Below are 25,859 nucleotides of genomic sequence, written 5' to 3'. Positions count from 1 at the left end.
ATGACAATATTTAAAAGTGACGAGAGTCTAAGCTTCACAGCCCCTTTCTCGTTATTTAATTTCAGTACGCTGCAGCCACAATTCTTCGATACTGCCCATATCGTTCTCCTTCAGGTACACGAGGGTGCTGCTTTCGATATTTTCAATCAGCTCGAGCCATAGGGAGTCTGACAGGCTGAATTTCCACTTATAGGGGTATTCTTGACTCTCTGTACCTTCCGCAGCTGCCATCCATTTCGCATTTAACTCCTGCACTTTTTGCAGTATACGCATTTGGTCAGCATCCAGCTTACCCTCCGGCATCTCGTGAAAGAGAAGGGTGATCTTTTGGGCATTTAACGCGCTTTGAATGTAGGGAGAGCCCTCTTTCCACAGCTTTAATTTTACAGCTAAATCAACATATTGTTGGATCGTACTGCTGATGCATTGGTTATTGTTTGCCAACGTTCCAGCTTGGCCTTCGGTAATTCGTTCAGCATTCAAAATGTCGTTATACAGGGGAGTGTTCGCTTGGAGGCAGGCTATGAACTGAATGAAGTCTTGATTCATTTCGCTGGAGATATGCTCTTTGTATAATTCCTTAGACCGGTATTGGGATACACATAAAAGAATGAGGAGGATCATAATAGCTCCGGTAATGATTTTACGATAATTCGCGCCTAGTCGCGCTTTGAATTGCACTAAACCACCTCTTTTGTCTATATTGCCGATAATGATCAGAAATCACATATGTACCCATTTTATAGTAAACCGCTTGAGGAGGCTATATTAAAATTCTGAGCAGGGAATGGGGAGGGAAACCAGAGCAGGGAAGGGAAGAGCAGAGCAGAGAGAAGGAGGGTATCTTCAGCCAATGCGCGGGATAAAGGTGGAGGAGTACTGGCATACTGGCAACAGGATGCACCGGACAAGCACATCCTGCTGTCGTATTGTTACACTGTTAAAAGATTCTGCGAGCAGTGACGAACCGCTCCTTCCATTGACCGTCAAACTCTCCAATATGCACGCCAAGCTTCTTCGAATAGGTGTGCAAAATTTGATTATTTCCCGCGTAGATCCCGACATGTCCAATGTCGAGCCCGCGTGAGCTAAAGAACAGCAGGTCTCCTGTACGCAGCTCGTCCAAAGCAACCTCCTGACCTTCCTTCGCTTGGTTGTACGAGACACGGGGAAGATCAATCGATAGTACATCCTGGAATACAAGCTTTACAAAAGAGGAGCAGTCAAACGTATTCGTCTGGTCAGGGGAAGCTCCGAATTCATAAGGCGTGCCTAAGTATTGCTTCCCGTAAGCAATTAGCGCTTCTCCTTGCCGGTCAACGAGAGAGGGGCTCGTATAATCGGTATATTTTGGCTTGGCTGAAATATATCCATGCTTGTTATCCTGGGTACGCACCTCCAGCCAGAAGGCATCGACTTCACGGATGACATGGACCTTCTCTCCGGCGGACAGCATTACTCCAGTGGCAGAGGCACTATTTGCATAGGGCTCGCTGCGCAAATTAACACCCCAGCGAACGGTCGTATCCAAGCTAAGAGGAGAAGAAATGTGAACCGTCCGGGTATCGGGATTCCATTTTACGCTGCTTCCTAAGGTTTCGCTGACAAAACGCAGCGGCATCAAAGTGCTGCCGTCAACAATTTGACCGGGAACCATCAGGCTGACCGGCTTGCCGTTGAAAACAGCGTTAAGTTCTCCTATACGATAGGTTAGAGTATTGCTGTCCTTGGTTGCGGTTACTGTTTTGGCTGCACTATTCCAGATTAGCTTCGCTCCATGCGCTTCAAACAGCGGGCGCATCGGCACCAGTACTGAGCCGTCAATGATCAGCGGCTCTGCTTCAGTCTGAAGCAGGCGGTCGTCAAAATAAATTTCCACCGGCCTTGCTGCTCCCTGTACTTGAGACGCTGTGGCAGCCTCTGCATGGGCCGGGAATGGGGCGGATACAGCAAGCAGAGACGCGGTCAGCAAAAGTAGTGCGGCGTTCATTTTCTTCATGTTGTTCATCACCTGGTTGATTTGATATGATCCTAATGAATTGGACGAGGGCAAGCCGGATTAGTTGTGTTCCAAAAAATTCCGGTATGAGATTGCATGCGTTAAACAGCGAAATGAGGAGGGTTCCTATGTTAGCAAACATTCAACAAGCCCAACAGGGATATATCGCGCGTTTTGAGCGGACGTTGGGGCATTCTGTAGAAGAGGTATGGTCCTGGTTAACCGAGAATGAAAAGCTGGCACAATGGTTCTCGGAGCTCCGGGTCGATGACCTCCGCATCGGAGGGGTCATTAAGTTTGACATGCAGGACGGGACATTTGAGGAACTGGAAATTACGGAGCTTAAGCTGTACTCTATTCTGGAATATACTTGGGGGGAAGACCTTGTGCGTTTCGAGCTGGAGCCGGAGCCTGGCGGCTGCCGTCTTCTCCTCATTGAGAAGCTGCAGCAAATTACGGACCATACCCCGAAAGATCTGGCAGGATGGCATGTTTGCCTGGACGTCATCCAGAAGTTAATGGATGGAGCGGCTATGGAGCCGCGTGAACAGGAATGGAAAGGTTGGTATGAGAAATACGTGCAGCTTATGAAGGAACTGACTTAGTAACGGGTCAGGAAGTTTGTATTTTAAGAAGAGGGGATTCTCCCTCTTTTTTTGTGCATTCTAACAACTTTTTGAAAGTTAGTGAGAAATCGTTGTTTACTCCGTCCTTTATTAGTATGATGAGGAATCACGGACTATAACAATAATCAGAACGAGGGATTTTTCTATGGCTGAAAAAAAGTACGATCAATCGCTGCGCATCAGGACGGTTGGGTTAAGGGAATGGCCTCAGGGAATGGTCTGTTATAACCGTTACGAAGCAACGCCTTACAAGGCATTAGACAGGCTGTTTCAAGTTTATAGGCTGAATAAGTCGGATAAGGTTGTCGATTTTGGATGCGGCCGGGGGCGTGTCTCCTTTTATATTCACAACCGCTTTCAAGTACCGGTGACCGGTATTGAAGTACATGACAAAACGTATGAGGAAGCGCTCGGTAACAAGGCGAGCTACAGGCAGATGGCGAGGCATATCCAAGCGCCGATCCGCTTGAAATATGGTCTGGCCGAGCATTATGAAGTGAAAGTCACGGACAATACTTTTTACTTCTTCAATCCGTTTTCCGCACAAATTTTTGAGCAGGTTGTCGATAACATTTTACAGTCGGTAGAGGGAGATCCGCGAACGGTGGACCTCATTCTTTACTATCCTATTGCGGCATACAAGCGGGTTCTGCAGAACACCCCGTTTCAATTAATCAATAAAGTAACGGTACCCGGGGCAGCTCAGCAGAAGGAGAAGTTTCTGATCTACCGCTGGGCGGACAAATAACATACATCTGAACCGGAAAAACGACCCATCAAAAGGTCGTTTTTGTTTGATTAAGCTTCGATTCGTCTAGCCGCAGCCTTTATTTAAGCTCCAGTTGAGCTTCTGAAGGAAGTCATTTCTTTAATGCTTCAAGCATGTCGTTGATATGACTGTGCATCAACTGTCGGGCTTGTTCACTATGGCGCTCCTCGATGGCGATCGCAATGAGGATGTGATAATTGGACGCTTTAGTCCGCATATGAGGCAAAGTATTCGTCTGTTTCCGGCCTTCGGCAAGGAGGGGGGAGATGGACTCCAGCATGCGAAATAGGACAGGGTGCTGTGCCGACTCGGCGATGAGATGATGGAAGGCAAGATCGGTATCCAGAAACGGGCCGCCCTCTTCCATCTGGTTCACCATTCTCTCTGCGAGCGCACGGAGCTGCTTGACCTGGGAGCGCGTAGCATGCTCAGCGCTTAAGGCAGCAAGTTTAGGCTCAATGAGCAGTCTGGCTTCCAGCAGTTTAACTAGGGAAATATCCCCCAGTTCCTTCAGGTCTGCAGTAGGATCTTCCAATAGTAACGGATCGTTCCGTACGTACATGCCTCGTCCATGTTCGATACTGACGTTGCCCTGGCTTTCCAGAGTCCGCAGCGCTTCTCTTACCGTAGTTACACTCACAGCTAAATCCTTAGCGATTTGCTGCAGCGTAGGTATGCGCGAACCGGGCGGCCATTCCCCGCTAATAATTTTCTGCTTAAGCGTATCTATCGTCATTGTAAAGGCAGTTTTCTTCATCGTAACAATCCCCTGTATATCTTCATATTAGGTTTATATTAACACAACTCGACAAGCTTCTCCTAATAGAAAACCATATTGACACCAAGAAATAAAGATAATATGATACCCTCATAAAGATATGATCTTTATGGAAGTTTTGAAGTATTCCAAAGTATTTGCCTCAATTTAGACAAATTAATCTCTATTAAGATCGTATCTTTATTCGTTTATCCCGATTATTTTGTATAGAGATATGATCTCTTAGAAGCGCGGCTTATTACGAATAAGGAGGAGGATATGATGGAAGTCGTAACTTTTGGAGAGTCCATGGTGCTGTTTAGTACGGATCAGCGCCTGCCGCTGGAGTACGTGCATCAATTCAACAAGCAGATGGCTGGCGCGGAATCCAACGTTGCGATCGGGCTGGCCAAGTTGGGACATACGGTGGGCTGGTTCAGCAAGCTTGGACAAGATCCGTTTGGGCGTTATATTCATCAATTTATTAGAGGACAGGGCGTGGATACTTCACGCTGCCTGTTTACCGGCGAGGCTCCAACTGCGGTGTTTTTTAAGGAGCGCAGAGCGGCTGGCCACACCCAGGTCTACTATTATCGCAACCACTCGGCGGCGAGCTGCATGACTGCAGAGGAATTGGATGAGGCCTATTTGACTCAAGCGAAAATATTGCATGTTACCGGGATTACCCCTGCCCTGAGTGACAGCTGCCTTCATCTGGTTTTAGGGGCGATGGATTTGGCCAGACAGCATGGTGTCAAAATTGTGTTCGATCCGAATATCCGGTGGAAGCTGTGGGAGGCTTCGGACGCGAAGGACATATTGTTGGAGCTGGCCAGTAAAGCAGATTATATATTGCCAGGGCTGGATGAGGGGGAGTTCCTTACAGGCTATAAGGAGCCGGTAGAATCGGCGTCGGCGCTTCTAAAGCTGGGTGCCCAGGCCGTAGTTATAAAGCTTGGCAAGGATGGCGCGTATTATCAAACCTCCGCGAGCAGCGGTTATGTACCTTCTTTTCCTGTTCAGGAAGTTGACCCGGTTGGGGCGGGAGACGGTTTTGCCGCCGGTTTTATTAGCGGATTGCTGCGAGGGGAATCGATCGAGCAGGCTGTCCGCCGGGCGAATGCGATTGGAGCCATCGTTGTTGGCGTGAACGGGGATGTCGAGGGACTTCCGACGGACGAGGAACTAGCCCGCATGCTGTCAGGTGAAAATGATTATCAAAATGTGAAACGGTAGGAGGTGCACCTGTGCACAAAGAGGAGCAATTACAGCAATTGCAAGATTCCGGTATCGTTGCAGTCGTGCGAAGACCCCCTTATTACAAAGCCATTGAGATTGCGGATGCATTGGTGGAGGGTGGTGTTGAAGCGCTGGAGATTACGGTGGATACGGACCGGGCATATGAAATCATTGCGCAGTTAAAAGAAAGGTACCAAGGCAGGGCACTGGTTGGCGCGGGTACGGTATTAAATGAGCAAGCCGCCAAAACGGCGATTGATGCTGGAGCAGACTTTATTTTCTCTCCGATTTTGGATGAAGCGACGATTCGTCTGACCAATCAGTATGGACGTATCTCGATTCCGGGGGTGATGACACCAACTGAGATTGCGAAGGGGCACGAATATGGTGCGGACGTGTTAAAGATTTTTCCCGGCTCGGCGCTGGGCGTGAATTATATCCGAGAGTTATCGGCTCCATTGGGGCATATTCCGATGATGCCGACGGGAGGAGTAACATTAGACAATGCCGGCCAATTTATTCGCGCAGGTGCTGTAGCCGTCGGTATAGGCAGTGCATTGACGGACCGGAGTGCAATCGAAGAAGGACGCTACGACAAGCTTACGGAGTTAGCCCGGCAATTCAGACAGGAAATTTATAAAGCGAGACAAGAAGGAGAGGTTTAAATTGAAAATTACTAAATTTGAAACTTTTATTGTGCCGCCCCGGTGGCTGTTCTTAAAGATTGAAACAGATGAAGGAATCGTGGGCTGGGGAGAACCCGTCATCGAAGGGAAGGCCCATACGGTACAGGCGGCTGTAGATGAACTGATGGACCAGTTGATCGGCAAAGACCCGCTGCGCATTGAAGACCACTGGCAAGTGATGTACCGCGGCGGCTTTTACCGTGGCGGACCGATCATGATGAGCGCGATTGCCGGCATTGATCAGGCGTTATGGGACATTAAGGGAAAATATTACGATGCTCCGATCTATGAGCTGCTTGGCGGAGCCTGCCGGGATTCGATTCGCGTCTACTCCTGGATCGGCGGGGATCGGCCGAGCGATGTAGGGCAAGCGGCATTGGAGAAGCAGCAGGCCGGCTTTACTGCGATTAAGATGAACGCTTCGGAAGAGATGCAATATATCGATAGCTATCATAAGGTGGATCAAGTTGTAGAACGGGTAGATGCGATCCGGGTGGCCACGGGTCCGGATTTTGGCATTGGTGTGGATTTTCATGGCCGCGTACATAAGCCGATGGCCAAGGTGCTGGCCAAAGCCTTGGAGCCCTATAGACTGATGTTTATCGAAGAGCCCGTGCTTCCGGAAAATAACGAGGCGCTTCGAGAGATTGCCCATCATACGAGCACACCGATTGCTACCGGTGAAAGAATGTTCTCGCGCTGGGATTTCAAGTCACTGCTGGAAGATGGCTATGTGGATATCATTCAGCCTGATTTATCGCATGCGGGCGGGATTACAGAGTGCAAGAAAATTTTTGCGATGGCGGAAGCCTACGATGTGGCCGTGGCGCCTCATTGCCCGCTAGGCCCGATTGCTCTTGCCGCCTGTCTGCAGGTTGATGCAACAGCCTACAATGCGGTCATTCAGGAACAAAGCCTTGGAATTCATTATAATCAGGGGAATGATCTGCTCGATTACATAACGGACGCCTCCGTCTTCTCGTATGAGGATGGGCATGTGAAGATTCCTCATGGCCCGGGCCTCGGGATTACAGTGAATGAGGAGTACGTCCGCAGGATGGCGCAGGAAGCGCCGCACCGGTGGAGAAATCCGGTCTGGAGGCATCAGGACGGATCGGTAGCCGAATGGTAGGAAGCAGCCCCCGGTTCACAGTTCAAACAAAATGACCCTGTAATCAAACAAGTGTCAGTTTGAGAGCCCTTTCATATCGTCTACAATGGGGGTACCTGTACCTAATTCGATCATGTGAGGAGTGTAGAAATGATTAAAGTACCAAAATATTGGGAAGATTTGAACGTACTGCAGAAGAACAGAGAAGCGTCAAGAGCTTATTATATACCCTACGGGGATGCGGATTCCGCTTTAAGTCAAAAACGGGGAAAGTCTCCATTTTACCGCACGCTTAACGGCAGCTGGAAATTTAAATATCATGAGTCAGTCCAGCATGTAGGGGATGACTTCTATCGTGCAGATGCGGATGCTAGCGATTGGGACGATCTTATCGTACCTTCATGCTGGCAGGTCAAAGGATATGACCAGCTCCACTATACGAATGTGAACTATCCTTTCCCTTGCGATCCGCCGTACGTGCCAAATGCGAACCCTGCAGGATTGTATATAAGAGATTTTAATATATCACAAGAGTGGGACGGCAAGCGGAAGTATATTGTTTTCGAGGGTGTCAATTCCTGCTTCTATCTTTGGATTAATGGAGAATGGGTAGGTTACAGCCAGGGCAGCCGCATGCCTGCGGAATTTGACATTTCACCTTACGTGCAAGCCGGGAACAATCGAATTGCTGTAATGGTATTGAAATGGTGTGATGGCTCCTACATTGAAGATCAGGACTTGTGGAGATTTTCCGGGATTTTTCGGGACGTTTATTTGCTGGCTCGCGAAGAGGCTCATATTCGGGATGTGTTCAATCGTGTGGAAGTGGCTAGTGACTATCAAACAGGCCATATCATTTGTGAGCTGGACACCATCGGAGAGCTGGAAGCTCGAGTGGAACTGACCGACGGAGAGGGCCGAATTCAGGCTTCAGGAACCGTGACCGCAAATGGGAAGGGAAGCCTTGAGCTTCCGATCGACAAGCCTAAGCTATGGTCTGCCGAAACACCGTACTTATACCAGCTCTATATTTATGCAGGTGATGAAGTGCTGCACTTTTCCGTCGGGTTTAGGCGAGTGGACATCGTAGATGGCGTGTTCAAGATCAACGGGGTGGCTGTCAAGCTAAAAGGAGTGAATCGCCATGATTCTCATCCTGAGCTGGGACAGACGATACCGATTAATCACATGATTCGGGACTTGAAGCTGATGAAAGCTCACAATATCAATACGATCAGAGCGTCGCATTACCCGAATGATTCACGTTTTTTGCAGCTCTGTAATGAATATGGCTTCTATGTCATTGATGAAGCGGACCTGGAATGCCACGGTGTTTTTCACGCGGTAGGCAATTTCAATATGCTTACGCGGATGCAGGAGTGGGAGCATGTATTTGTCGAACGGGCGGAGCGTATGGTGGAGCGCGATAAGAATCATCCTTCTGTCGTGATCTGGTCCATGGGGAATGAATCCGGCTATGATACGAATCATATGGCAATGGCCAGATGGACGAAGGCGAGAGACAACTCAAGGCCGGTTCATTATGAAGGCTCCGATCCAAGGCATTTGGGCAGCCCTGATGTGGATGTATTGGATATGGAGAGCCGGATGTATTCTTCCCCGGCATACATTGAAGCTTACGCCAAGGATGAGAACAGCACGAAGCCGATGTTCATGTGTGAATACAGCCATGCTATGGGAAATGGCCCTGGAGACATTAAGGATTATTGGGATGTCATCTATAAATATCCGAAGCTCATGGGCGGCTGTGTTTGGGAATGGTGCGATCATGGTATTTTAACAACCAATAGTGAAGGCATACGTTATTTCGCTTATGGCGGCGATTTTGGCGATCAGCCGAATGATGGGAACTTCTGTATCGATGGATTAGTCTCTCCTGATCGAATTCCCCATACCGGGCTGCTTGAATTGAAGAAAGTGATTGCTCCGGTTCGGCTGGAAGCAAACAACTTGGCGGAAGGATCGATCGAGGTCACGAACTTATATGACTTTATTGACCTCACCCATTTGACGCTGTACTGGAAAGTGGAGAAGGATGGAGAGCTGGCAGAGCAAGGTCAGATGGAACTGGGGCAGATAGCTCCGCACACATCCCAAGCTATCCAAATTGACTATTCGTTGCCAAAGGCATCAGGAGGAACCTGGCTGCTGACATTGTCCTGCCGATTGAAGCAAGATACCGGCTGGGCAAAAGCGGGGCATGAAGTCACCTTTGAACAGTTTGAACTTCCTGTAGAGAGGCTCGAGCCTGCAACGGGTTCGATGTGTTATCCCCCCATCCAGCTGACCGAGGGCGACCAACAATTGATCATAGAAGGCTTTGATTTCCGTCATGTGTTTGATTTGTATAATGGAACATTTATTTCCGTATCCAAGCATGGCGTTAGCATGATCGACAAGCCGATGAGCTTTAACATTTGGAGAGCCCCGATTGACAATGACCGCAAAATTAAAGTGAAGTGGATGGAGGAAGGCTACCATCGAGCATACATGCATGTTTATGAAGCAAGTGTAACGGAACAGGGAGCTTCGTCCGTGGATCTTTGCGTTAAGTTCTCCCTGAGCGGACATACCAAGCCTCCTTTGCTGCATGGAACAGCATATTGGCGTGTGCTCGGAAATGGAGAAATCAAGCTGAAGGTTGAAGTGGAGGTTCGCGAGGATCTGATATTCCTGCCTCGATTTGGACTGCAGCTTACGATGCCGGCTGGATCAGAAGAAGTGGAGTATTTCGGCAATGGTCCTCACGAGAGCTATATAGACAAACAGCAAAGCACACGCAAAGGGAAATATTTAACTACCGTAGACGAACTGTTTACGCCTTACATCATGCCGCAAGAGAACGGATCTCATAATGGAACCGATTGGGTGATTGTGTCCAATGAACAGGGGATGGGGTTGGAAATTACAGGGACCGAGCCGTTTTCCTTCAATGCCTCCCATTACACTCCAGAGGATTTGACCCAGGCGATGCATGCGCATGAGTTGGTCCGGCGGGAGGAGACGATCGTTCATCTGGATTATAAGATGAGTGGCGTGGGTTCGAATTCCTGTGGACCGGAGCTGTTGGAAGCTTATCGTCTCGACGAGAAGCAGTTCGTATTTGAACTTAACATCCGGCCAATCTTCAAGGAAGATGAATAAGCACGAGATAATCAAGGTGTCCCCGAAAACCATTTCAGGGACACCATTTGTTCAAAATAATCGGATTATTTGCTATACTGTGAGGGTTAAATATTCGGCCTAATTACATGACACTAGCTTGAAGAAGGTATTGATGATGAGTAACTTGAAGAGAAGATTGCCTTGGATCAGAATTATCGGAAGTGTACGCACCAAGCTGCTGCTCATTTTTCTCGTTGTTGCGATACTTCCCTTGGGTACACTTGGTTACTTCTCGTACCACAAATCGTCCAAAGTCGTAAATTCGCAGTTTGGCAGCTACGGCATGTATGCGGTAGAGCAGCTTAAGCTGCATTTCGATGCTAATCTGAAGCAAATGGATCAAATTACAGGGAATATATTAGCTTATATGATTGCTTCCTCTATTTTAATTGGGGACGAGGCGCCAACGACCTATGCCCAATACGTCGAGGAAAGAGATTTTCAAAACTACCTCTCGTCTTTGGAAAATACGAATATTTTTAAAGTGGCCGTCATTACTCCTTCCGGAAGAGTGCTGGGAAATAGCTCTGTGAATGAAGAGAGCCTAGGGAACTCTTCTTTTTGGTCTTCTGCGTTCGCTTACGACAAGAGACATGTGGTGATCCATATTCCAGATTACTATTCAACACCGGATGATAATTATACGATCAGCCTGGTAGTGCCCCTGAAAACCCGGTTTGGATTTCCTGGCGGGAGCTGGTTGCTGATCGATATGAAAGCGGATACGATTTTAAATTTAATACGTTCTTTCGAGAAGGATACACAGTCCCACCTGCAAATCAGAGATGCAGCCGGGGAGATACTGCTGCAGACGTCTTCCGATTATATGAACCAGGAGGATGATATTGTCTGGTCCCGCTCACTCGATACGGAAGACTGGACGATCGAAGCAAGGATACCTCATGCGAAGTTCTATGAATCCTCCACCGTTATTTTGCGATACTCTGTATTTATTGCTATATTAGCTGTCATTTTGGGAGTGGTCATGGCGAGCTTCTTTTCGTTTCGGTTCACGATGCCCATTATGAAGCTATCTCAATCGATGCGAAGATTTGGCGAAGGTAATTTGTTGATACGTACTCCTGTGATGTCATCCGATGAGCTGGGATATTTAAGTGAGTCTTTCAACAAGATGACCGGACAAATCCAGGAGCTGGTTCACGAAATTAGCCGGACGGAAAAGCTCAAAAGTGATGCAGAGCTCAAAGCGCTCCATTACCAGATCAATCCTCACCTTTTATTCAATACATTGAATTCTATCCAGTGGAAAGCCAAGCTGGCCCGCCAACCGGAAATCCATAAAATGCTGCAGCATTTAATCGTTGTGCTGGACGGCAGCTTTAACTTCAAACAGACCCTTGTCCCGCTTCATAAAGAATTGGAAATCGCCCGTCACTTTATAGAGATTCAGCGCTTTCGGTATGAGGATACCTTCACATTCGAGCTGCAAGTGCAGCCGGGGCTGGAAGATTGTCTTATTCCGCGTATGGTGTTTCAGCCACTGCTTGAAAATATATTTTTTCACGGATTTCGCGATGGTCACGGTCATATCCATATGAGAATTTTTGCCGCCAATAGTGAGTTATATATGGAGCTGGAGGACGATGGCATCGGGGTCAAGCCTGAGCATATGGAGTTCATTAGCTCCGGCATGAAGATACCAGGCAAGCAAGGCGGGCTCGGTCTGCGGAATGTGGATGAACGGTTTAAGCTGCATTACGGGGATGCCTATGGTTTAAAGTTTGAATCAAACAGAAATATAGGAACGAAGGTGACTTTGACATGGCCGATCACAAGAGAACTTCATCTCCAATCAAAGTATTAATCGTAGATGATGAACAGCTTGTACGAAAAGGGCTGCGTATGACCATTGATTGGGAGAAGCACCAGATGACCGTAGTAGATGATGCGCCCAACGGAAGCTTGGGCTGGCAGTTATTTATGAAGCACCGTCCTCAGCTGGTTATTACGGATATTGTTATGCCGGAAATGGATGGCATAGAGCTCGCTCAGCGGATAAAAGAGGAAGCCCCGGAGACGGCCATTTTATTTTTGAGCTGTCACCGGGACTTTATGTATGCCAAGCAAGGGATTCATATTGGGGTCCAGGATTATATTGTAAAAACTGATATGGATGATGAGCATATTGACGACTCCTTGAATCGTGCCCGCATGGAAATAGAGAAGATAATCGTGAAGCAGCAGGCTTCGCTGTCCCTGGTGAAGGGGCTGCAGGATCCGTCCGGGGAAGCGCTGGGGGCATGGCTCCACGACCATAGCTACGAGGCACAAGAGTATGTTATGCAGCAGCTTCGGGCCGGATGGAAATGGATGCTGTCAGGGGCTTGTTTATTTCATATTTACATTCCTCAAGAACAGGAAGCTGTTCTCTGCTCCTCCCGGAACCAGTGGAGAGGACTGTCCATGGCTTATCAGGATCAATTGAAGCTGCTGGACATTGATGCCCATTCCGCCCTCGTCGTATGTGATCAAAAGCTGCAACGGAACGTACAATCGAAACTGGTGGAAATGAAATTGCAGAACAATAGGCTAGAGTGGCGGCAGGCGGGCCCGATTGCAAACGCGGAGAGCTGGTTTTCCGCCGTCAGGAAGCTGTTCCGGTTATGGAAGGTAGAGTGTCATACGGAACTGTTAAGCATGGCGCATAAGGAAGATATTATTGAAGCCATGGACTATATTGATCAGCATTTGGATACGGACCTGCGGGCTGCGGATGTTGCTGCGTATATCGGAGTAAGCCGCAGTTATTTCAGCACTATTTTTAAGGAAGCTACAGGATGCAGTATTATTTCCTATATTTCAGAGCGCAAGCTGGAGAAAGCCAAGGAACTGCTTAGTGCCACCACGATTCGAACCGAAGAAGTTGCGGAGAAGATCGGTATTCAAGATGTGAAATATTTTTCGAAATGGTTTAAGAAGCGCGCCGAGCTGACACCTGGACAATACCGCACTCAAACAAAATGACGATTCTATCAAACAAATAGACAATAACGCCTGGTTTGCCCGGGCTTTTTTTTTTATTTATCGAAAAAGATCACCCTAAAATCAAACGTCTGTCGGTGTGAAAGCCTTTTCAGGGCATTTATGATAAAAGAGAACCAATTAACTTAACTCACTAGGGGGTTACGACGTATGAAAAGAAAAAGCACCTTGTTCGCACTGGTTGCTTGCTTGATGATCTCTTTACTGACCAGTGCTTGCTCCAGCTCTGAGCAGCCGGCCGCATCAAATGAGCCGAGCAGCACCGGCAACGATCCGGTCAAGCTGGTTGTCTGGATTTGGGAGACCGCAAAAGACGGCTTGGATTTAAATATGGAAGCTTTTCAAGCCAAGTATCCGAATATCGAAGTTGAGTTTCAAACGATGAAGTCTACCGACTTGTACTCTAAATATTTAATTACCTCAAGTACAAGTGATGCGGTACCGGACATTATTGCAGTGGAATCCACGAATCTGTCCCAGATTGTCCAGATTGACTCTTTGCTGGATATCACTGACCGTGTTGAGCCTTATAAAGATAAAATGAGTGCCTATAAATGGGAGGATGCGACCAAGGACGGGAAAATTTACGCGATGCCTTGGGACAGTGGCCCGGTCGTAATGTTCTACCGCAACGATCTATTCGCCGAAGCGGGTCTTCCTACCGATCCTGAAGAGGTCGCACAGAAAATTCAGACCTGGGAAGATTACTACGAGGCGGCCAAATTAGTCAAGGAGAAGACGGGAGCTTATATGTACGGGGACTCCAAGACAAATTCCAGCAGCCGTATGTTTGAATCGATGATGTGGCAACGCGGCTTGTGGTACTTCGACAACAATGGCAACGTAGCCGTAGATTCACCGGAAGTGAAAGAATCGGCTGACTTCCTGATCAAGATGCAGAAGGAAGAGCTCGTTTTCGATGCCCGGGCGAACACGGACCAGTGGGGAAATGGTATTCGTGATGGCAAGATCGCGACAGTTGTCGGGGGATCCTGGCATGATGCGATCATTGAAAATCAATACTCTCCGTCCGATGCAGGGAAATGGTCTATAACAATGATGCCGAAGTGGTCCAAGGAAGATGCTTATACCGGCGCTAACCAGGGCGGGGCTAATCTAGCGATCAATAAAAACTCGAAGCATCCGGAAGAAGCATGGAATTTCATTGAATTTATGCTCGGTAATGAAGAATCCCAAGTGAAAATGATGACGGGCGCAGGCCTATTCCCGGCTTTATTGCTCGGCGATGATGTATCGATGGACGAAGCGTCAGCTTATTTCAATAACCAGCCAATTCGCAAAGTATATGCTCAATCTCTGGCCAATACCTATCCGCTCGCTTACACTTCCGATTTCCCGATGGCAAACAAGCTGATGACGGACGTCTGGGCCAAAGTGTTCCTGAACGATATGAGCTCGGAGCAGGCTTTGAAGGAAATGGCGAACGAGCTTCGCAGCAAGACAAAGAGGAACTAGCATGTTAGAACAGGAGGGCCCGATATGAAGACATCCAGATGGAACAAGCAGCTATTGTTTGCTCCTTATATATACATATCACCCTATTTCATATTGTTTTTCATCTTCTCTTTATATCCGATTTTATATTCGTTCTACCTTAGCTTTACGGACTGGAACGGCTCGGGTGAGAAGACGATGGTTGGATTTAGCAATTATGTTGAGCTGTTCGGGGATAGGAGCTTTTGGCTATCCCTCTGGAACAGTTCGCTGATCTTCTTGATGTATGTGCCGGTGATGCTGTTTCTTGGACTCATTTTTGCATCCTTGCTGAATTCAAATTGGATGGTTGGAAAAGGATTTTTCCGAATGGCCTTGTTTGTGCCCAACTTTGTATCCGTAGTGGCTGTATCCTTTGTATTTGTTCTGTTGTTTAATACCCAGGATGGTTTAATTAACAGTGTGCTTCGCAACATTGGCCTGATCGACCGTCCGCTTCCTTGGCTCGAATCGCCTTGGTGGGCCCGTCTTTCCGTAGCTATGATGGTAATGTATCGTTGGCTTGGCTACAATATGCTCCTGCTGATGACAGGCTTGCAGAACATATCCAAGGATTTGTATGAAGCGGCCTATGTAGATGGAGCAACGAAATGGAAAAGCTTCTTCTTCATTACGATTCCGTTAGTCAAAAAAATGCTGCTATTCTGTACCGTCCTATCTACGATCGGAACATTTTCACTGTTTACAGAGCCCTTTATTTTGACGCAAGGCGGGCCGCTTAATTCGACATTGACCCCAGTTCTCATGCTTTACACGGAGAGCTTCCAAAACTTTAATTTCGGTTACGCATCTTCGATTGCCGTCTGCTTCTTTATTCTGATGATGGTAATTTCATTACTTCAAATGCGTGTATTCGATGATAAAGATTAGGAATGGGGGAATAATTATGGAAAAAACTCTGAAGCAGCGTCATCCGGCCACGTTGGGGAGTAAGCGGGGATGGACCTCGGCGCTGACCTTCATATTCATGATATTTGCTTCACTGGCTACGCTGTTCCCGCTGTTCTGGCTGTTCAGTTCGTCGCTTAAGGATATCAGTGAAATATTTGTGAATCCGCCGATCTGGATTCCTGCAACACTTCATTGGGAAAACTTCACGGAGCTATTTGTAAACCGGAAATTTGGCATTATTACCTGGAACAGCTTCTTGCTGTCCACGACATCTACGTTGATTGCTTTGTTTTTTTGCGGCTTGGCTGGCTTTGCCTTCGCAAAGTATCAGTTCAAAGGCAAGCAGGTACTGTTCGTATTTGTCCTCGCCTCTCTCATGATTCCACACGAGGCGACGATGGTTCCGCTATTTTCCATCTATAAGGGTTTGCATTTAATAGATAACATTTGGGGCGTCATTCTCCCGGATTTGGCCAGCGCCTTCGGTATCTTTTTCATGCGTCAATATTGCGCTGCTCTTCCCGATGAGATGCTGGAAGCGGCACGTATTGACGGCTGCAGTGAATTTAAGCTCTTTCGCCGCATTGTTCTGCCGAATTTAAAATCAGGATTTGCCGGGCTGGGCATCATTCTGTTCGTCAAACAGTGGAACAACTTTCTGTGGCCTTCAGTTATTTTAAGGTCGCAAGAAAATATGACATTATCCGTCGCGCTCAAAGCGCTTGAGGACAGTAACAACACGCCGTACCATCTCATTATGGCCGGCTCTGTCGTCAGCGTCCTGCCGCTGTTGATCATCGTCTTGATCTTCCAGAAGCAGCTGATTGCCGGGATGATTGAGGGCGCGATCAAGGGCTAGGATAACACAATAAATGATCGTATGAAGCATTGGGAAACGTCCGAAAGAGGAGAGTCACTTCGGGCGTTTTTTTTGTTTGAACGTGCATTAGACAGAAAAAGCACTCCACTCGTGATTAATTTCACAAGACATTCTGCCAAAACAATCTATTATTAAAATAAGTTACATAGTAGAACGTTTGTGTCGACTTATGGGGGGAGGGATAAAGCGTGAAGTATTCCATTGGCGAATTTGCTTCGATGGTTGGCGTGACGACGGATACACTGCGGTTATATGAGAAGCATAATATTGTCCGGCCGCTGAAGAACAACTATAACAAATACCGGTTTTTCAATGATTTTGACGCTAGAGATTTACTCATGAGCAGGTGGTATCGCAGCATGCAAATTCCCCTGCATGAGGTGGCGGCGCTTATGGATGAAGCTTCATCTGACGAGATTGTGGCAAAGGTAACAGAAGCACAATTTCTTTTGGAAGCGGAAATTAAGAGAAGTACAATGCTTTTAAATAAAATGAAAGAGATCAATCAAGAACTGAAGCAGATCCCGGACGCTTTGTATCAATGTCAAATCAGGCAGCTGCCGGGAAGATACCGGATTAAGCAGACGTATCGGAATGACTTGCTGAAGCAGGAGGAATTAACTTGTTTGGTGCAGGACTGGATGGAGAAGCTTCCTTACACCTACTACTCCTTTCGAATGGAAAATCAGGATCAAACGATAGAACATGAAGTGATGGATTACAACTGGGGCTTGACTCTACTTGAAGAGGACGGCCGGAGGCTGAATGCTGTGTTGAATGACAGCGTCGAGTATCTGCCACCGGCAACTTGTATATGTGCCGTTATTGTCCGGGCTCATGAGGAATATATAAGCAGTGATTCATTTCAATTTATGCTTGATTACATGAAGGAATCCGGTTATTCGGTAGCAGGCGACATTACGGGCAAAATTTTGCTCAATGAGAAGTTGGGGGATTACAGCAGAACGTATTTGGAAATTTATATACCGATTCAGTAAATATTCCGGCTAATTGTCCCAGAGTTCATCTGTTGTGATGGACTTTGGGATTTTTTTCACATATTATCCATTGACCTTGGAGCGGCACCAATGTTTACAGTGAGGCTAACAGTCTTCAATGCTGAAGACAGATGAACAAACTAGCGGACAGAACAGGGGGAACAGCAATGCGCCAACAAGCAGAGCACCACAAAGTAAATCAACAAACAGCCAGTCATCGAAAAGCTGGCCGTAAAATTACTATCCTTTCGCTGTGTCTCATATTGATGCTATCTATTTTAAGCGGATGCAGCGGCAATACGGACCAGTCGAAGGAGCCGGAGCAAACGAATCAGAAGCAGGAATCCGGCACCGAGATGACAAGCAATTTTAAACCGGGGACGTATACGGCTGAAGCGGATGGAAAGGATGGAAAGATTCAGGTTGAAGTCACTTTTGACGAGGCGGAGAACATCACCGATATTCGCATCGTCAGCCAAACGGAGACGGCGGGAATCGGCGATACGGCCATCGAAAGAGTGAAGGAGCAAATTATTGCCGGGCAGACCTTGGCGGTGGACGCCGTTAGTGGAGCTACAGAAACGAGCAGCGCTCTTGTGGCTGCTGTGGAAGATACGGTGAAGCAGGCTGGAGCCAGCTTAGAAGCCTTCAAGGGGAGAGCTGTGCAAAAAGCCGGAATAGGCCAGGTCGAGCAGCTTACAGCCGACGTCGTAGTGGTGGGCGCCGGGGCCTCCGGGGTATCGGCGGCCGTATCTGCGGCGGATCAAGGCGCCAAGGTGATTCTTATTGAGAAGACAGCGACTATAGGCGGGGCAAGCAATTTATCTTGGGCCGGCAAGTTTTACAATTCTTCGGCTGCCGTAGAGAGTGGGCTGAAGGTCGAGGTTGAGCGGGAAATTGCCGATTGGATCATCAATAATCACTGGCGAGTCGATGCGGCCGCGATTCGGCAATATGTCACGAAGTCCGGCGAAACGTATGACTGGTTAGCGGAAAAAGGGTACAAGACGGCGTTCCTGAACTTTGCCGGAGAACAGCTTCACGTACTACCTCCTTACGAGACCCGGCAAGAAGCGCTGAGAGCCATGCTGGCTGAATCGGTGGAAAGACAAGGCGGGCAAGTCATTACGGAAACAACCGCTAAGAAGCTCATGACCAATGACAAGGGGGAGGTCACTGGTGTGATTGCAGAGCAGGCGGATGGGACGACACTCGAAATTAGCGCCAAGAGCGTCGTCATGGCGACTGGCGGCTATGCAGCCAATAAGGAAATGGTCAAAGAAAGCTTTGGCTTTGAGGGAGTGAATGGCGGCCTGGGCCAGAACATCGGGGAAGGTTTGCAGATGGCATGGGAGGCAGGAGCGAAAGTACCGGATAATTTTGGCGGACAAATGCTGCACCAGACGCTGGCGAGAGCTACGGATAAGCTGAAATCACAGTATTCGCCTTTTGAAGCCAGTTATCCGCTGATGCTGACGTATTTGCCCAACTTTATGAATGTAGGCCCTTCGGGAGCCAGATTCAGAGATGAGGCATCCACGCTTACAGCTGTGGCCGCCGCCAATACGAGTGCTTTCAACGGAGCCTATCATCTGGTTATCGTCTCCAAATTACAGTTGGATGCCCTTATGGAGCAAGGAATGAACGGTGTTAATGCACCGAAATTACCAGGCATGCCGCCGGAATTTTACGCTTCTTTCCAGGATCAGTTTACATTGGACAACCCTTGGAAGAACGCAGATAAAGTATTCGACGCGATGGTAAAGAACGGGGATGGCTACAAAGGCAATACGATCGGGGAATTGGCCCAAAACGCCGGAATGGACCAAGGCGTGCTCACCGATGCATTCACTAAATATCAAGAAGCGACGAGGACGGGAGTGGATACCGAATTTGGCAAAGATAAAGCGTATTTACAGCCGATGGGGGATCAAGGGCCGTACTATGCAATTATTGCGGAGATCAACAACTTGGGATCGGTTGGCGGACTGCTCGTCAACACGAAGTTCGAAGTGCTGAATGACAAGCGGGTGCCGGTTAAAGGCCTGTATGCGGTAGGCCTGGAGTCGGAAGGCGTACTGTTCAACGATACGTATGTCGGCAACGGCGTAGGGATCGGCTACTCGTTCACCTCGGGGCGCCTTGGCGGGGAGAGCGCGGCAAACAGCGCTTTAGCCAAGTAGAACCGCCAAAATTAGGGAGCTGCATCAATGCAGCTCCCTTTTCCCTTTGCAAGCTTCAGGCCCCTTCTCCGGCGGACAGCCCGATTAAATCGCTCACGGTAACTAGTCGGTACCCCTCGGCAAGCAGCTCTCTTACCAAAATCCGCACCGCCTCTACCGTTTGCGAGCGGTCGCCGAAGCCGTCGTGGAACAGCAGCACGCTGCCCGGAGACACCTTCTCCTTCGTCTTGTCGACAATATGCTGCACTCCCGGCTGCTCCCAATCCATAGCTTCACCATTTACCGCTCCTACTATGGTATATCCCCGGCTTCTAATAAACTGAGCTGCTTGCTCGTTATAATCAAAATACGGTGGACGGAACGTTTGCGGCTTCACCCCGACGGTTTCTATAATTAATTCTTCTGTCCAGACAACTTCATTTATACATTCCTGCTCACATAGTCTAGACATATAAGGGTGCGTATACGTATGGTTGCCAATTTCATGTCCTTCGCTAACGACCGTTCGCACCAGTTCACGATGCTGTTCGATTTGGTTGCCGATCATATAGAAGGTTGCCTTGGAGCTTGCCTGCCGGAAAATATCAAGAAGCTGATGAGTGTATACAGGATTAGGGCCATCATCAAAAGTAAAAGCTACAACTTTTTCTCGAGCAACGAATTGGTCGACGATTGAAATATTGGACATGTGCGAGCCTCCTTGTTATGCGCCTGCCCTTGTGATCGAACCTGCGGCGATCCTTCTACAATCCGGTACGGAGCAGCAAGTATGCGATAAAGACCGGTAGAATGCTGATTTCAATTATATATCATATAAATAATGATGCATAATGCTGTTTTCGTTGAATCATTGCCTGCATTATCGGCAGCATCAACGGCTGAGTCATCGCCTAGACCATCTGTGACATAATTGTGTCTATTTCAGATGAATTAAGGCCTGCATATATCTTTTTAAATCCCCCTTTGATAAAATCAGGCTTACCTAAGCGCTTTTTAAATAGGAAAAGCAAACAACTAAATGAATGCGCTTTCAAATATGATGAATTGGGGGCGGATCGCATGTGGAATGTTTTGCTGGTTGATGATGAACCACTCGTTTTGGAAGGGCTGCGAACGATGATAGCTTGGGAGAAGTACGGATTCCAAATTTGCGGAGAGGCGCTTAATGGCAGCGAAGCGTTCCGGATCATCCGGGATTGTCAGCCGGAGCTGGTCTTTACGGACATTCATATGCCGGTGCTAAGCGGCCTGGATCTGATTGAGCAATGTAATCAGCTGCTGCCGAAGCCTCCCAAATTTGTTGTGTTAAGCGGCTACGATGACTTCAGTTACGCTCGTACAGCGATGCGGCAAAAGGTAGCCGAATATTTGCTGAAGCCAATCGATGATGAAGATATAAACAATTTGCTGATTAAGCTGAATACAAACATCTCAGACGAAATAGCGGCGGAGCAAAGCGAGGTGAAGCAGCAGGGCCTCGTCGTCAACCATGTCGTTAACCGCCTGATTCAAGGCGAATCCAACCCTATCTTGGAGCATCAGGCCGTAAAATCCCTGCACTTGCGGGACAACGCCCAATTGCAATGCCTGCTCATTGAAGCGCCCGACATGGCGGTCGACTTGAAGGCTTGGACGGCCGCGCACTTTGCTCAGGAAGCTGTTCATACTTTTCGTGACAACGCTGGACGGACGGGGCTGCTCATTCAGTTAGAGGCTAGCCTGGATGACATGGCAGAGGAAGCCGCAATGGAATTATACAAGCAGCTGCCTGCTCGCGCGGAGCAGCCTGTATTGATAGCCGTTAGCAGTCAAATGGGCGGGATTCGCTCCATCAGTAAGCTGTACCGGCAGGCAGCCGAGATCATTAGCGCGAAACAGGGTCAGGGAAGAAGCGGGGTATTTTACTATTGCGGCTATCCGGCCGCAGGAACAAGAGAGGTGCAGCACAGAGAGAAATTCGATGTACTGTTCAATAGGGTTGCAGAAGGAAATGCGGAGAACATCAGGGCTAGTGTACAAGAGTTCTTCGCTTCTTTTGCAAGTCATCCGTACCGTATTGAAACGGCCAGAGCTTATGTGGTGAATCTGGAATTAATGATCTGCCAGCGGATTGCGGAAATGAACGGAGAGCCGGATACGTTAATGAAAAAGCTGCAGCAAGCATATGGTTCTTTAGGCGACATCGCGGACTATGTAACAATGAAAAATTATGTGCTCCACCTAAGCGTGCAGGCGGCGGTTTGCTTGCGCCAGCTTCGTCAGGAAAATGAAGGGAATACGATCTTCCATGTCATTCAGTATGTGGACCGGGAGTTCCGGGGCAAATTGCAGCTTAAAGAGCTGGCCAGGCAATTTCATATGAACGCGACTTATTTAGGACAGCTGTTCAAGAAAAATACAGGCAAATCGTTTAACACGTATTTGAACGATAGGCGGATTGAAGAAGCTAAACGGCTGCTGAAACGGACGCAGACGAAAATTTCCGATATTGCCGTACAAGTCGGCTACCCGAATACGGACTATTTTATTCATAAATTCAAGCAAAGCACCGGCGTGCTGCCCTCGGCATACAAACAGGATGCAGGGATAAACCCGGCTAATGAGCCAGGAGGAGTCACGGATGGCTAAAAGAAAATGGAAGCTTGGAAAAGTCGTGAATGATATTTCGTTAAACTATAAGTTTTTTCTCATTTTTTTAATCGGCGTGCTGCTTCCGATCATCCTTACGAACTTATTATTTATGGATCGCATGTCCCATTTGATCACATCGAGAGAGGAGCAGAACTTGGAGATTTCGTTAGAACGGGCCAGGAAGGACATCCATGATTATATTGATGGCGGCATCGCGGTCAGCCATGCCTTAAGCCGGGACAAAACGCTGTATGAGATGCTGGACCGGGTATACGAAGATCAATTGGATTTCTATGTCGCATTCGATGAGCAGCTCCGCCACCGGGTAACTAGCTACATGCCGGTAAATAACCAAATTCAGCATATCACCATTTTTACGGATAATCAGTCCATCGTGAACGGAGGCAACTATCAGATCATTAACGATGAAGTGAAAAGCAACGGTTGGTATAAGCTGTGGAAAGAGTCGAACGAGCGCGTGCTTGTTTCGGCGTATCAGGCCGCAGATAGCAGTGATAAAGCCTTAATGGCTCCTTATTTAAGCGTGATTGAGAAAATGGATTCCATCGATCAGTACAATTCTTACGATAAGCTGCTTAGGATCGATATTGATCTAAGTAAAATTTATGATGTGATCGTACGGGAGCAGGATTACTTGAACCTCTATTTGGTCAATGAGCATAACCAGATCATTATGTCGTCAGACAGCGGTTACCAAAGAGGCAGCACGGATCCGTACCCCGTATTTAAACTGCCAGCGAAGTATAAGAGTGAGGATGTATATATCCTATCAATCGGTACGGCCAAATATGTGAAGGGTTGGCGGCTGATCGGGCTCGCGGAAGGCACGCGGATTACGAAGGCGATGCTTGAAATGCGAGTGTTCGTAGGCGTGATGGCCGCCGCTGTAACCCTCGCGGCGTCATTGTTTATTTACGTTATGCTAAGATCCTACAACTACCGGGTTAAGCGGTTATCCCGGCATATGCAGAAAGTGTCAAACGAGAAATTCGACCTGATCCAAATCGATGAGGGACGCGATGAAATCGGCGGCTTGATCCGCAATTTCAACCGGATGACCGCCAAGATCAACTCCTTGATCAACAACGTTTATAAGCTGGAGATTCAGAAGAAAAATCTGGAGATGGAGCGCGTCCGCGCAGAGTTGAACTTTATGCAGAGCCAGATGAATCCCCATTTTCTGTTCAATACGCTGAACGCGATTTTGGTCGTATGCACGAAGAACAACTATTCGGACGTGACCGATATTATCAAGAGCTTATCCAAGCTGCTGCGCAGGCTGCTTAGCTGGACAGAGGACGTTGTATCCCTTGAGGAAGAGCTGATGTTCATTGAGATGTATTTGAAAATCGAGAAATTCCGCTTCCGGGAAAAATTCGACTACCGGTTCGAGATCGAGGAGGAGGCGCTCCAATATAAAATTCCGAAGATGAGCATTCAGCCGCTGGTCGAAAATGCCTGCAAGCATGGCATTCAGATGATTGACGGGCTTGGAATCGTCCGGATTAGCGCCGCGGTGAGGGAGGCCCGCCTTTGCATCGTCATTACGGATAACGGGAAGGGCATGGAGGCCGCCAAGCTTCGGGAGGTCATTCTTGCCGTCCGCAATGAGAATTCTACGGGAACGAGCATCGGGATCCGCAACGTGTACCGCAGGCTGGAGCTGTACTATGACGACCAGGTACGCTTCGATATCGTCAGCCGGCCCGGGAAAGGGACCGAGATCAGCTATGAGATTCCGCTTAGGCTTCTTGATCACACATCTAAGCTAGGAGGAGAAGAGAAACGATGACGTTCAAAGTACTCTTGATTGACGATGAGCCCGGCGCACTGGAAGGGATGCAGTTGTGGGTCGACTGGCGGAGCATCGGGTTTGAGGTGTGCGGAACGGGGAGCAACGGCGTCGAAGGCTTGCAGCTGATCAAGGAGCTGGAGCCAGATTTGGTAGTGACAGACGTCAATATGCCGCTCATGAACGGGCTGGAAATGATCGCGGCCTGGCAGGCGGAGCAATCGAGCGATGTCCGCTTTGTCATTATCAGCGGGTACAGCGAGTTTGAATATGCCCAGAAGGCGCTGCGCTTCGGCGTTAGCCACTATTTGTTGAAGCCGATCATTTCCGGTGAAGCTGAGGAGGAACTGGCCGAAATTCATGAGGAGCTGGTGCAGGAGAAAGAGAAACAAGGCATGACGCAAATCGCTTTGTATGAAGAAATCGTCTCCCAGCTGAAGGAGCTCTTGCAGGTGGAATTACCGGGCCAAAGGCGGGTTGAGCCACAGCGGGAGAACACGGTTTTGGACCGGTTATCCCAGGTCCGGGATAAATGGAATTTTTGTCTTGTGCAGACGGAGGAGGCCTCGTTCGCTGACTTGCGCGGCAAAGCAGCCGCCCTGCTGTACGAGGAAGAAGCGATGTACTTGATCGATTTGGATATGAACCGCTTCGGTATCGTATACGGCGATTTCCCCGGCGAGGGAGGAGAGCGGGATTCATGCCGGATACTTGAGGAGCTCGCGCGGCTGTATGCCGGGCAGCGGGTATTTATGGCGATCGGCGAGGGCACGGATGACTTGCTGCAGATCGGACACAGCTATCAGACCGCAAGGGAAGCGATAATGCACAAATTTTATGATACAGCGTATGATCGTATTTACCGTTACGAACAGACTGCAAAACAGTCTTTGAATTACCGCTATGATCAACTGGCGGCGGTCGAGGGAATCATCGGTGCGTTTACGCTTCTGGATCAGGCGGCCTATCGAGAGGCGGTAGACTCGGCAGCTCGCAGTTTTCGGGAGTTGCTCGTCGCCCCGGAAATCGTCAAGAAGGTTGTCATTCATATGATGTGCATCATAATGGAGTATTTCAAAGAGACGGGTGAGACGAAGGCCAAGCTGTTGTTTGAAAAATATGAGCTTCCCGGTTTATCGGATTCTGTATTTATTTTGAGCGATCTGATGGACCTGCTTCGATCCTGTGGTACGGAAGGCATCGAACTGCTTCTGCAGGAGCAGTCCAGGAAATCGCAGGGGATGGTGCACAAAATTAACGATTATATTCTCGAGCATTACCGCGAGCGCCTCACCCTGAAAAAACTAGGCGAAATGTTCTACATGCATCCGGCGTATTTGGGCCAGCTGCTGCTGCGAAAAAACGGTATCAGCTTTAATGAGCTCATACACAATCTGCGGATTGAGGAAGCGGTGCGCTTGCTTGGACAGAGCCAATTGAAGAACAGCGAAATTGCCGAGCTTGTCGGCTACAGTCACTATGGCCAGTTTTTTAAGCAATTCGAGGCTCGGATGCGGATGTCGCCCAACGAATACAAGAACACCATGTTCTAATATTTTTTGGGTTAATCCT

At 48.3% G+C, this 25,859-nt stretch carries 20 protein-coding genes; 16 read left to right on the top strand and 4 right to left on the bottom strand.

Annotated features, from left to right (window positions below; all coding sequences use genetic code 11):
• Positions 1 to 51 precede the first annotated feature (51 nt).
• Positions 52 to 681 carry a hypothetical protein gene (locus tag G358_RS0112225; RefSeq protein WP_019637516.1) on the bottom strand — a complete coding sequence of 210 codons (630 nt, stop codon included), beginning with the start codon at positions 679 to 681 and terminating at the stop codon, positions 52 to 54.
• 259 nt (positions 682 to 940) lie between these two features.
• Positions 941 to 1,999 carry a stalk domain-containing protein gene (locus G358_RS0112220; RefSeq protein ID WP_019637515.1) on the bottom strand — a complete coding sequence of 353 codons (1,059 nt, stop codon included), beginning with the start codon at positions 1,997 to 1,999 and terminating at the stop codon, positions 941 to 943.
• A gap of 128 nt (positions 2,000 to 2,127) precedes the next feature.
• Between G358_RS0112220 and G358_RS0112215 the strand changes: the two genes are divergently transcribed.
• Entirely contained in the window at positions 2,128 to 2,604 is a 477-nt protein-coding gene (locus G358_RS0112215; protein ID WP_019637514.1) for an SRPBCC family protein, read from the top strand.
• A 166-nt stretch (positions 2,605 to 2,770) separates the two neighbouring features.
• Positions 2,771 to 3,373: a class I SAM-dependent methyltransferase gene (locus tag G358_RS0112210; protein WP_019637513.1), complete on the top strand. Its 603-nt coding sequence runs from the start codon at positions 2,771 to 2,773 to the stop codon at positions 3,371 to 3,373.
• A 112-nt stretch (positions 3,374 to 3,485) separates the two neighbouring features.
• Here the strand turns inward: G358_RS0112210 and G358_RS0112205 are convergent, their stop codons facing one another.
• Positions 3,486 to 4,151, bottom strand: a complete 666-nt coding sequence (locus tag G358_RS0112205) for a FadR/GntR family transcriptional regulator (protein WP_019637512.1) — start codon at positions 4,149 to 4,151, stop codon at positions 3,486 to 3,488.
• 282 nt (positions 4,152 to 4,433) lie between these two features.
• On the opposite strand from G358_RS0112205, the gene G358_RS0112200 reads away from it, so the two are divergent.
• From G358_RS0112200 to G358_RS0112150, 11 genes are all read left to right on the top strand, one after another.
• Positions 4,434 to 5,387 (top strand): sugar kinase, encoded by a 954-nt coding sequence (locus tag G358_RS0112200; protein ID WP_019637511.1) that lies wholly within the window; start codon positions 4,434 to 4,436, stop codon positions 5,385 to 5,387.
• 11 nt (positions 5,388 to 5,398) lie between these two features.
• On the top strand, positions 5,399 to 6,055 hold the full coding sequence (locus G358_RS0112195) for a bifunctional 4-hydroxy-2-oxoglutarate aldolase/2-dehydro-3-deoxy-phosphogluconate aldolase (RefSeq protein ID WP_019637510.1): 657 nt from the start codon (positions 5,399 to 5,401) through the stop codon (positions 6,053 to 6,055).
• A gap of 1 nt (position 6,056) precedes the next feature.
• Positions 6,057 to 7,208, top strand: coding sequence for a galactonate dehydratase (dgoD, locus tag G358_RS0112190; protein ID WP_019637509.1), 1,152 nt, complete (start codon positions 6,057 to 6,059; stop codon positions 7,206 to 7,208).
• 129 nt (positions 7,209 to 7,337) lie between these two features.
• Positions 7,338 to 10,352: a glycoside hydrolase family 2 TIM barrel-domain containing protein gene (locus G358_RS0112185; protein ID WP_019637508.1), complete on the top strand. Its 3,015-nt coding sequence runs from the start codon at positions 7,338 to 7,340 to the stop codon at positions 10,350 to 10,352.
• A 133-nt stretch (positions 10,353 to 10,485) separates the two neighbouring features.
• Positions 10,486 to 12,198, top strand: a complete 1,713-nt coding sequence (locus tag G358_RS0112180) for a sensor histidine kinase (RefSeq protein WP_084662782.1) — start codon at positions 10,486 to 10,488, stop codon at positions 12,196 to 12,198.
• On the top strand, positions 12,156 to 13,358 hold the full coding sequence (locus tag G358_RS0112175; protein ID WP_019637506.1) for a response regulator transcription factor: 1,203 nt from the start codon (positions 12,156 to 12,158) through the stop codon (positions 13,356 to 13,358). Before G358_RS0112180 ends, G358_RS0112175 begins: the two co-directional genes overlap by 43 nt.
• Before the next feature lie 168 nt (positions 13,359 to 13,526).
• On the top strand, positions 13,527 to 14,852 hold the full coding sequence (locus G358_RS0112170; RefSeq protein ID WP_019637505.1) for an ABC transporter substrate-binding protein: 1,326 nt from the start codon (positions 13,527 to 13,529) through the stop codon (positions 14,850 to 14,852).
• 24 nt (positions 14,853 to 14,876) lie between these two features.
• On the top strand, positions 14,877 to 15,761 hold the full coding sequence (locus G358_RS0112165; protein WP_019637504.1) for a carbohydrate ABC transporter permease: 885 nt from the start codon (positions 14,877 to 14,879) through the stop codon (positions 15,759 to 15,761).
• A gap of 16 nt (positions 15,762 to 15,777) precedes the next feature.
• The gene (locus tag G358_RS0112160; RefSeq protein ID WP_019637503.1) at positions 15,778 to 16,641 is read left to right on the top strand and encodes a carbohydrate ABC transporter permease; all 864 of its coding nucleotides are present in this window, start codon (positions 15,778 to 15,780) and stop codon (positions 16,639 to 16,641) included.
• A gap of 209 nt (positions 16,642 to 16,850) precedes the next feature.
• Positions 16,851 to 17,660, top strand: a complete 810-nt coding sequence (locus tag G358_RS0112155; RefSeq protein WP_019637502.1) for a MerR family transcriptional regulator — start codon at positions 16,851 to 16,853, stop codon at positions 17,658 to 17,660.
• Positions 17,661 to 17,827: 167 nt separating this feature from the next.
• Complete coding sequence (locus G358_RS0112150; RefSeq protein ID WP_019637501.1) at positions 17,828 to 19,843, top strand: FAD-dependent oxidoreductase; 2,016 nt, start codon at positions 17,828 to 17,830, stop codon at positions 19,841 to 19,843.
• A gap of 55 nt (positions 19,844 to 19,898) precedes the next feature.
• Here G358_RS0112150 and G358_RS0112145 read toward each other — a convergent pair whose 3' ends face one another.
• Entirely contained in the window at positions 19,899 to 20,531 is a 633-nt protein-coding gene (locus G358_RS0112145) for a polysaccharide deacetylase family protein (protein ID WP_019637500.1), read from the bottom strand.
• Positions 20,532 to 20,902: 371 nt separating this feature from the next.
• Here G358_RS0112145 and G358_RS0112140 point away from each other — a divergent pair, with 371 nt between their 5' ends.
• From G358_RS0112140 to G358_RS0112130, 3 genes are read left to right on the top strand one after another with little or no spacing between them, the layout of a single operon-like run.
• A complete protein-coding gene (locus G358_RS0112140; RefSeq protein WP_019637499.1) occupies positions 20,903 to 22,471 on the top strand; it encodes a response regulator transcription factor in 1,569 nt (522 codons plus the stop codon).
• Entirely contained in the window at positions 22,464 to 24,287 is a 1,824-nt protein-coding gene (locus tag G358_RS0112135; RefSeq protein WP_019637498.1) for a sensor histidine kinase, read from the top strand. Before G358_RS0112140 ends, G358_RS0112135 begins: the two co-directional genes overlap by 8 nt.
• Positions 24,284 to 25,840: a response regulator gene (locus G358_RS0112130; protein WP_019637497.1), complete on the top strand. Its 1,557-nt coding sequence runs from the start codon at positions 24,284 to 24,286 to the stop codon at positions 25,838 to 25,840. The genes G358_RS0112135 and G358_RS0112130 overlap by 4 nt, the downstream gene beginning before the upstream one ends.
• Positions 25,841 to 25,859: the final 19 nt, after the last annotated feature.

Source organism: Paenibacillus fonticola DSM 21315 (assembly GCF_000381905.1).
Classification (GTDB): domain Bacteria; phylum Bacillota; class Bacilli; order Paenibacillales; family Paenibacillaceae; genus Fontibacillus; species Fontibacillus fonticola.
Note: the sequence above shows the minus strand (reverse complement) of the source record. Positions and strands in the feature narration are given on the sequence as shown.